Annotated in this window: 11 protein-coding genes and 1 pseudogene; 9 read left to right on the forward strand and 3 right to left on the reverse strand. The window is 72.4% G+C overall.

What is annotated here, in order from left to right; genetic code table 11:
• Positions 1–224 (forward strand): annotated as a pseudogene (locus tag LQV45_RS13710) (4-amino-4-deoxy-L-arabinose transferase); the annotation flags it as partial.
• A gap of 7 nt (positions 225–231) precedes the next feature.
• Here the strand turns inward: LQV45_RS13710 and LQV45_RS13715 are convergent.
• Positions 232–1,029 (reverse strand): alpha/beta fold hydrolase, encoded by a 798-nt coding sequence (locus LQV45_RS13715; RefSeq protein WP_230007509.1) that lies wholly within the window; start codon positions 1,027–1,029, stop codon positions 232–234.
• Positions 1,030–1,086: 57 nt separating this feature from the next.
• Between LQV45_RS13715 and LQV45_RS13720 the strand changes: the two genes are divergently transcribed.
• The 6 genes from LQV45_RS13720 (at position 1,087) to LQV45_RS13745 (ending at position 4,775) form a co-directional block, all read left to right on the forward strand.
• Positions 1,087–1,653 (forward strand): mismatch-specific DNA-glycosylase, encoded by a 567-nt coding sequence (locus LQV45_RS13720; RefSeq protein WP_230007510.1) that lies wholly within the window; start codon positions 1,087–1,089, stop codon positions 1,651–1,653.
• Positions 1,650–2,072 (forward strand): DUF2809 domain-containing protein, encoded by a 423-nt coding sequence (locus LQV45_RS13725; RefSeq protein ID WP_230007511.1) that lies wholly within the window; start codon positions 1,650–1,652, stop codon positions 2,070–2,072. Before LQV45_RS13720 ends, LQV45_RS13725 begins: the two co-directional genes overlap by 4 nt.
• A gap of 25 nt (positions 2,073–2,097) precedes the next feature.
• Positions 2,098–2,394, forward strand: coding sequence for a DUF1905 domain-containing protein (locus LQV45_RS13730; RefSeq protein ID WP_230007512.1), 297 nt, complete (start codon positions 2,098–2,100; stop codon positions 2,392–2,394).
• A gap of 7 nt (positions 2,395–2,401) precedes the next feature.
• Positions 2,402–2,854 carry a prepilin peptidase gene (locus LQV45_RS13735; protein WP_230007513.1) on the forward strand — a complete coding sequence of 151 codons (453 nt, stop codon included), beginning with the start codon at positions 2,402–2,404 and terminating at the stop codon, positions 2,852–2,854.
• Between the two features lie 161 nt (positions 2,855–3,015).
• Positions 3,016–4,038 carry a YihY/virulence factor BrkB family protein gene (locus LQV45_RS13740; RefSeq protein WP_230007514.1) on the forward strand — a complete coding sequence of 341 codons (1,023 nt, stop codon included), beginning with the start codon at positions 3,016–3,018 and terminating at the stop codon, positions 4,036–4,038.
• 29 nt (positions 4,039–4,067) lie between these two features.
• Positions 4,068–4,775, forward strand: a complete 708-nt coding sequence (locus tag LQV45_RS13745) for an NAD(P)H-hydrate epimerase (RefSeq protein WP_230007515.1) — start codon at positions 4,068–4,070, stop codon at positions 4,773–4,775.
• Here LQV45_RS13745 and LQV45_RS13750 read toward each other — a convergent pair.
• Positions 4,763–5,518 carry a glutamine amidotransferase gene (locus LQV45_RS13750; RefSeq protein ID WP_230007516.1) on the reverse strand — a complete coding sequence of 252 codons (756 nt, stop codon included), beginning with the start codon at positions 5,516–5,518 and terminating at the stop codon, positions 4,763–4,765. The two genes, LQV45_RS13745 and LQV45_RS13750, sit on opposite strands and share 13 nt — an antisense overlap.
• A 68-nt stretch (positions 5,519–5,586) precedes the next feature.
• Here LQV45_RS13750 and LQV45_RS13755 point away from each other — a divergent pair, with 68 nt between their 5' ends.
• Complete coding sequence (locus LQV45_RS13755) at positions 5,587–5,814, forward strand: response regulator (RefSeq protein ID WP_230007517.1); 228 nt, start codon at positions 5,587–5,589, stop codon at positions 5,812–5,814.
• Positions 5,811–6,452, forward strand: coding sequence for a CYTH domain-containing protein (locus LQV45_RS13760; RefSeq protein ID WP_230007518.1), 642 nt, complete (start codon positions 5,811–5,813; stop codon positions 6,450–6,452). Before LQV45_RS13755 ends, LQV45_RS13760 begins: the two co-directional genes overlap by 4 nt.
• A 75-nt stretch (positions 6,453–6,527) precedes the next feature.
• Here LQV45_RS13760 and lpdA read toward each other — a convergent pair.
• A partial coding sequence (gene lpdA, locus LQV45_RS13765) for a dihydrolipoyl dehydrogenase (protein ID WP_230007519.1) occupies positions 6,528–7,811 on the reverse strand: 1,284 nt, incomplete at its 5' end.

Below are 7,811 nucleotides of genomic sequence, written 5' to 3' on the forward strand. Positions count from 1 at the left end.
GCACCGACGCCGCACCGACCCTGGAGACCTTCGTCTCGCTCGTCGAGACCGGACAGCTCCGCTACGTCATCGGCGAAGAAGACCGCGTCGGCGGGCCCGGGGGCGCGGCCGTGGGGGCGGGGATGGCCTCAACCTCCACGGTCTCGGCGCAGATCCGCGCGTGGGTGGAGCAGAACTGCGCGACGGCGGCGGATGCGCCGAGCACCGTGTACGTCTGCGGGTGAACGCCGGTCAGAGCTCGCGCGACAGGAACGCGATCCCGGCCTCGCGGAACGCGCGCGCTCCGGGGGCGTTCACGTGGTGCCGACCCGGGATGTCGACGAACTCGCCGCGGGGGAGCAGCCCCGCGAGGTTCGCGGACTGGTCGTGGATCGGGTCCTCGGTCCCGGTGGCGATGAGCACGGGCTGCAGCGGGGGCGACGCGGGGTCCGGGTCGGTTTCGCCCAGGCGCATGCCCTCGGCGATGGCGACGAGCGCGCGCAAGTCGTTGCCCGGCACGCGTTCCGCGAGCGAGACGTAGCGCAAGGTCGTGGCATCCTGCACCGGCTCCCCGCGATCGAGGAACGCGCGGGCCTGCTCCACCTGCAACCGGGCGAGCGGCCGGCCGTCCGGGATGCCGCCGAGCACGGCGCGCTCGACGTGCTCGGGGGCGTCGACGGCGAGCTGCCACCCGACGCGGCCGCCGAGGGAGTAGCCGAGGTAGCGCACCTGATCCACCAGGTAGGTGTCGAGGACAGCGACGAGGTCCGAGACGAGCGCGCTCATGCGGTACGCGGCGGCGTCGTGCGGTTTGTCGCTCGCGCCGTGACCGCGCTGATCGACGGCGAGGACGCGGAACCCCGCCCGCAGCAGATCGCGCACCCAGCCGGTGTTGACCCAGTTGTCGCGGGTGCTCGACCCGAAGCCGTGGACGCACAGCACCGTGGGAGCCTCGTGGTCGCCCCACGTGTACGTGGCGAGGCGCACGTTGTCGCCCACGATGAGGAACTGCGGATCGGGGACCTCGGTGAGCGCGGGCACGGCATCCATTCCGCCGATCCTGGCACAGTCGCGCGGGCCGGACGGCGAAGTGGTCATAGTGGTCTCATGGGGTATACACGTGCCGAGCTCGAGTCGTACCGGGATGCCACGATCCCCGACCTCGTCGGACCGGGCCTGCGCCTGCTGTTCGTGGGCATCAACCCCGGACTGTGGACCGCCGCGACCGGGACCCCGTTCGCCCGCCCCGGCAACCGGTTCTGGCCCGCGCTCGTCGAGGCCGGAATCCTGCCGCGGCTGCCCGCTTTCGCCGGTCCACTCGACGACGCCGACCGGGCGATGATCTTCGACGCGGGGGTGGGAGTGACCAACCCCGTCGCCCGCGCGACCGCGCGTGCCGACGAACTCGACCGCGCGGAACTGCGCGCCGGCGCCGCCGCTCTCGCGGACCGCGTGGCCGCCCTCGCGCCGTCCGCGGTCGCGGTGGTGGGTCTCACCGCGTACCGCCAGGGCTTCGACCGGCCCAAGGCCCTCGCCGGGCGCCAGGGAGAGACCATCGGGGGAGTGCCCACGTGGGTCCTGCCCAACCCCAGCGGCCTGAACGCGCACGACACGGTGGCCTCGCTCGCGCGGGCGTACGCGGAACCGGCGCGGGCGGCCGGGATCCTCGCGTGACGGAGGTCTCGCGTCGCCGGATCGCGGCGGGTGCGGCGCTGTTGGCCGTCGTCGCCGCGGGGCTGACCGTCCACGCGGCGCCCGGCTCGGTCGTCACCGACATCGTGGGCGACGCCCTGTACACCGTCGCCGTGTACGCGGGTCTCGTGATGCTCCTCCCGCGCGTCCGCCCGGTCGTGCTCGCCGCGGTCGCGGCGGCGTGGTGCGTGGGCGTCGAACTGCTGCAGCTCACCGGGCTCCCCGCAGCCTGGGCCGACGCGTTCCCGCCGATCGCCCTGGTGCTCGGGCTCGGCTTCGACGCGCGCGACCTCCTCGTCTCCCTCGCCGCGGCTGCCGTGGCGGTGGGGGTCGACCTCGCGGTGCGCCGACGGCTCTTCCCCAGGGGAGAGCGCCCGCGGTCTCCGTCCCGCCGCGGGTAGGGTGACGGCGTCGAAGGGAGACACGATGATCGTCGAGTTCGAGGGAGAGGTCTTCCGGTGGGAGGCCCGACTCGACAGCGCCTGGTACTTCGTCGCGCTTCCGCCCGGACTCAGCGAGGACATCCGCGAGACGCAGGCCTTCCGGCGCGGCTTCGGCGGGGTGCGCGTCGAAGTCACGATCGGCTCCTCCACGTGGCGCACGTCGATCTTCCCGCAGGCGGACGGCGTCTACGTCCTGCCGTTGAAGCGCGCCGTGCGCGAGCGCGAGGGCATCCTCCCCGATGCGATGGTCCTCGCCCGGCTCGCCGTCCTCGACGCCTGAGCGCCGCGTGCTCAGCGTCGCGCTGACCGTGTTCGCGGTGCTCGGCGGGATCCTCGCCGTCATCGACGGGCGTCACCACCGCCTTCCGCACGCGCTCGTCCTGCCGGGACTCGCGCTGGCCCTCGTGCTGTTGACCTCGGCGGCGCTCGCCGCCGACGAACCGTCGCGCCTCGTCGGGGTGTGGGGCGGGGCGGCATCCGCGTTCCTCGTGTGCCTCGCGCTGCATCGCGCGCAGCCGACGGCCTTCGGCGGGGGAGACGTGACGCTCGCCGCCCTCGCGGGGGCGCACCTCGGGTGGTTCGGACCGGATGCCGTGCTCTCGGGGATCCTCACCGGGTTCCTGTGCGGCGGGGCCGCGGCCGCCGGAATCGTGCTCTCCGGTGCCCGGGGCGCCGTGTTCGCGTTCGGGCCCCCGCTGCTGCTCGGGACGTGGTGGGTGCTGCTCGCAGAGCTCTGGTGAGCGACCCCGCGCGCGTGCGGCGCAGAATTGCGCGTGCGGCGCAGGATCGCGCGGATGTCGCGGGACGGGCCCGCCCCGCGGCGAAGCCCGGCGCGATCTGCGTGTTCGACGCGCGGTCAACCCCGCCGGGGCAGATCGTGCCGCCCGCATAGCCTGGGGGGATGGCTGACCTCCTTCGTCGCGTCACCGCGTGGGCGCTGCAGCGGCGACTCGTGCGCGCGTACCTCGTCTACTCCGGCCGGCGCGGACCCATGCTCGCCGACAGCGTGACCTATCGGACGCTGTTCAGCGTGTTCGCGGGCGTCCTCATCGGGTTCTCGTTCGCGGCGCTGTGGCTCGCGGGAAACCCCGACGGGCTCGCCGCCCTCGTGCGCGCGGTCGACGGCGTCATCCCGGGGCTCGTCGGTCCGGACGGTCTCATCGACGTCGCCGAGATCAAGGCGCCCGCGGGCTTCACGATCGCGGGTGTCCTGGGATCCATCGGTCTGCTCGGCGCGGCGATCGGCGCCGTCGGGTCGCTGCGGTCCGCTCTGCGTCAGATCGCCGACGTGACGACGGAGGACACCTTCATCGTGTGGGTGCTCCTGCGGAACCTCCTGCTGGCTCTCGGCATCGGTGCAGCCCTGGCCGCGGCCGCTGGTGTGACCTTCCTCGCCACGGCGGGGCTGACGGTGGTGCGCGGATGGCTGGGCATCTCCGCGGATTCGTGGGTGACCGGCATCCTGACCTGGCTCGTCTCCACGCTCATCGTGCTCGCGCTCGACGCGGGCGTGATCGCCGCGGCCTTCGCGCTGCTGTCCGGGCTCCGCGTGCGTCGGGCGACGCTCCTGCGCGGCGCTCTGCTGGGCGGCATCGGGCTGGTCGCGCTGCAGCAGCTGTCGGGCCTGTTCGTCCGCGGGGCGGGCGGAAACCCTCTGCTCGCGACGTTCGCCGCGCTCATCGCGCTCCTGCTGTGGCTGAACCTCTCGAGCCAGGTGATCCTCATCGCCGGCGCGTACATCATGGTCGGTCACGAGGAGGACCAGGATCGCGTCCGCGCGAAGTACGCCGCGTCGACGCTCGTGCAGTTCCGGGTCCAGCGTGCCGAGCGGGCGGTGCAGGCCGCCGTCGGTGAATTGGATGCCGCGCGCGAGGCCGAAGCGCACGAACGCGAGGCGACGGCGAAGAGTACCGCTTCCCGCTGAGCCCGCGGACACGCGTCTAGGGTGGCCACATGACCGAGCGCACCGTCGCGTACACCGCCGCCGCGGTCCGGGCGGCCGAGGCTCCGCTGCTCGCGGCCGGACGGCCCCTCATGCATGAGGCCGCCCGTGCGCTCGCGGACGTCGTCGAGGAGGAGCTCGCGCGGACCCCGGGCGCCGTCCTGGTGGTCGTCGGTTCGGGCGACAACGGCGGCGACGCCCTGTACTCCGCGGCGACTTTCGCCCGAGTGGCGAGCCGCGTCGACATCGTCCTCACCCGCGACCACGTGCACCGGGAGGCGCTCGATGCCGCAGTGGCCGCGGGGGCTCGGCTCCGGGATGCCTCGGAGGTCTGCGCCGCCGAGGCGGATCACGTCCTGGTGGTCGACGGCATCCTCGGTATCGGCGCCTCCGCCGACCCGCGGTTGCGCGGCACCGCTCGCGCCGTGGTCGAAGCCCTGCGCCCGGCGGTCGCGGACCGGCGGCTGCGCGTCGTGGCGGTCGACCTCCCCAGCGGTCTGCACCCGGACACGGGCGAGGCGGACACCGCGGTCCTCCCGGCCGATGTCACGGTCACCTTCGGAGCGGTCAAGGCGGGGATCCTCCGCGGTCGCGGTCCGGAGCTCTGCGGCCGCATCGTCCTGGTCGACCTCGGTTTCGAGCCGCAGCTGCGGCGCGTCCGCCCCGCGGTGACGGCGGCCGTCGAGGTCGTTCGCCGGTCGCCGGCTCAGCGGGCGTAGCGCTCGGCGAACGCCCGCAGGATGCGGCCGGTCACGGTCACCGGCGACCGCCGCACGGCGGCGAGGGTGAATTCGAGCTCGTGGGGGCGGAAATAGCCGAACGAGGCGTACGCGTGGATGCGGGTGACGATGCCGTCGAGATCCAGCTCGGGATGGAACTGCGTGGCGTAGACGTTCTCGCCGACCCGGAACATCTGCACGGGGCACGTGGCGGAGGATGCCAGGAGCGTCGCCGCCGCGGGGAGCACGGAGATCGCCTCCTTGTGGCCGACGAAGGCCGGGAAGGTCGCGGGCATCCCCGACAGCAGCGGATCGGCGCGGCCGGCGTCCGAGAGCGCGACGTCGACGACGCTGATGGGTTCGGCGTACGTCCCGTCGATCGGCGCGCCCAGATGCGTGCCGAGCGTGCCGACGCCGTAGCAGGCACCGAGGAACGGGGCATCGCGCACCACCACCTCGTCCACGAGCGCGGCCATCTCTGCCTCGACGCGGCGCTGCACCGCCGACTTCCTCTCCCACGGGTCGGAGGCGTTGAACGGACTGCCTCCGACGAGGATCCCGGCGATCTCGTCGAGATCGATCTCGGGCATCGGGTCGCGTTCCAGGCGCACGCGCCGGAGCCGCTCCGGAGGCAGGCCCGTGAAGCGGAGGAAGAGCGCGTACTCCTCGTCGGCCGGTCGGTCCTCGGCGCGCGTGGCCAGGAGCACGAACGGGCGGTCACCGGGCAGGTCCGTCCTCGTCACCCGAGCGAGTCTAGGTCAGGGGTGTCAAGGCGCGGCCTCTGCGAGAGGCCCCGGTCTACGCTGGGCGCATGGCTATCGCACGACTGACCGGAGGCCCGCTCGACGGGCAGGTGATCCCGCTCGAGAACGAGACCGACGACACGCTGATCATGCCCTACAGCGAGGGGCAGCTCGTCTACCGTCGCGACGGCGGGCTGGAGAACACCGGCGACTCCGACGGACCCACGCAGGCGATCTTCTCCTACGTGGAAGAGACCGAGGACATCAACCCGGACGCCGACGGACGCGACGATTGAGCGGAGCGGCTCCCGGGTCGTCGTCGGTCGAGGTCGAGTCCAAGTACGACGTCGACGACGGCACGCCCGTGCCCGATTGGTCGGGGATCCCGGGGGTCGCGCGCGTCGGTGACGCCGAGCCGCGCGACCTCGATGCCCGGTACGTCGACACCGTCGACGGCGCCCTCGCGCGAGTCGGCGTCGCGGTACGACGGCGGCAGGGCGGACCGGACGAGGGGTGGCACGTGAAGGCCCCCGCGCCCGGGGGCCGGTCCGAGACGCACTGGCCCCTCGGCGAGATCGGCGACGCTGACGCGGCTCCGGTGGTCCCGGAGGAGATCCAGGATGCCGTCGCCGCGTGGGCGCACGGACCGTTCCTGCCGCTCGCCCGTGTGCGCAACCACCGCACCGCCTACGCCCTGCTCGACGCCGACGGTGGCCTCGTCGCCGAGTTCGTGGACGACCGCGTCCGCGCACGCGACGAGCGGCAGGGCACCGAGTCCGCGTGGCGCGAGTGGGAGGTCGAGCTCGGCCCCGCCGGCCCCGCGGACGACGCCGGCCGTGCGGCGCTGTTCGCCGCGGTCGACGCCGCCGTGTTCGCGGCGGGAGGTCGCCCCGCGTCCTCCGGATCCAAACTCGCCCGCGCCCTCGGGCGCTGACGACGCCGACGACGACGGCCCCCGACCCCGCTCATCGAGCGGGACGGGGGCCGTCGGGCGTTGCGGCCGGTCGGATCAGAGGTTGATCATGTGGCCGGTGAGGCCGTGGAACGCCTCCTGCAGACCCTCCGACAGCGTCGGGTGGGTGTGCACGTTGCGCGCGGCTTCGAGAGCGGTGAGGTCCCACTTCTGCGCGAGCGTGAGCTCGGGGAGGAGTTCGGAGACGTCGGGGCCGATGAGGTGGCCGCCGATGAGCTCGAGGGTCTCGGCATCGGCGACGAGCTTGACGAAGCCGACGGGCTCGCCGAGGCCGTTGGCCTTGCCGTTGGCGGAGAAGGGGAACTTCGCGACCTTGATGTCGTGACCGGCGTCGCGGGCCTGCTGCTCGGTGAGGCCGAACGAGGCGACCTGCGGGTTGCAGAAGGTGGCGCGGGGCATGTTGCGGTAGTCGCCGAGCGTCTGCGTCTCGGCGTTGCCGATCGTCTCGGCCGCGACGACGCCCTGGGCCTCGGCGACGTGCGCGAGCTGGAGCTTGGCGGTGACGTCACCGATGGCGTAGATGTGCGGGACGTTCGTGCGCATGTGGTCGTCGATGTCGATCGCGCCGCGCTCGGTGAGCTTCACGCCGGTGTTCTCGAGGCCGAACCCGTCGACCTTGGGGGCGAAACCGATGGACATCAGCACGCGGTCGGTGTCGATCGAGCCGGTGGAGCCGTCCTTGGCGGTGTAGGCGACGGTGACCTTGTCGCCGTGGTCGGTGACGGAGTCGACCTTCGTCGAGGTGAGGATGTCGACGCCGTAGCCCTTGTACTGCTTCTGGATCTCCTTCGAGACCTCGGCATCCTCGTTGGGGAGGGCGCGGTCGAGGAACTCGATGATGGTGACCTTCACGCCGTAGTTCGTCATGACGTAGGCGAACTCCATGCCGATGGCTCCGGCGCCGACGATGACGATCGAGGAGGGGAGCTCACGGGTGAGGATCTGCTCCTCGTAGGTGACGACGTTCTCGGACAGGGTCACTCCGGGGAGGAGGCGCACGGTGGACCCGGTGGCGATGATGACGTTGTCGAAGGTGACCTGCTCCTTCGAGCCGTCGGCCTTGGTCACGTCGAGCGTGTGGTCGTCGACGAAGTGGCCACGGCCCTCGTACTCGGTGACCTTGTTCTTCTTCATCAGGTAGTGGATGCCCTTGACGTGCCCGGCCGCGACGCTACGGGAACGGTCGAACGCCTTGCCGAAGTCGAAGTGCACGTCGCCGGAGATACCGAACAGGTCGGCCTTGGCGTGGAACGTGTGCGCGAGGTCGGCGTTGCGCAGCAGAGCCTTGGAGGGGATGCAGCCCTCGTTCAGGCCCACACC

This window comes from Microbacterium sp. Bi128 (assembly GCF_918698205.1).

What these genes read in the sequence shown, in the direction of transcription:
- LQV45_RS13720 (WP_230007510.1), top strand. Translation starts at nt 1,087, where the DNA reads ATGGGGTATACACGTGCCGAGCTCGAGTCGTACCGGGATGCCACGATC.
- LQV45_RS13715 (WP_230007509.1), bottom strand. Translation starts at nt 1,029, where the DNA reads ATGGATGCCGTGCCCGCGCTCACCGAGGTCCCCGATCCGCAGTTCCTC.
- LQV45_RS13740 (WP_230007514.1), top strand. Translation starts at nt 3,016, where the DNA reads ATGGCTGACCTCCTTCGTCGCGTCACCGCGTGGGCGCTGCAGCGGCGA.
- LQV45_RS13755 (WP_230007517.1), top strand. Translation starts at nt 5,587, where the DNA reads ATGGCTATCGCACGACTGACCGGAGGCCCGCTCGACGGGCAGGTGATC.
- LQV45_RS13730 (WP_230007512.1), top strand. Translation starts at nt 2,098, where the DNA reads ATGATCGTCGAGTTCGAGGGAGAGGTCTTCCGGTGGGAGGCCCGACTC.
- LQV45_RS13745 (WP_230007515.1), top strand. Translation starts at nt 4,068, where the DNA reads ATGACCGAGCGCACCGTCGCGTACACCGCCGCCGCGGTCCGGGCGGCC.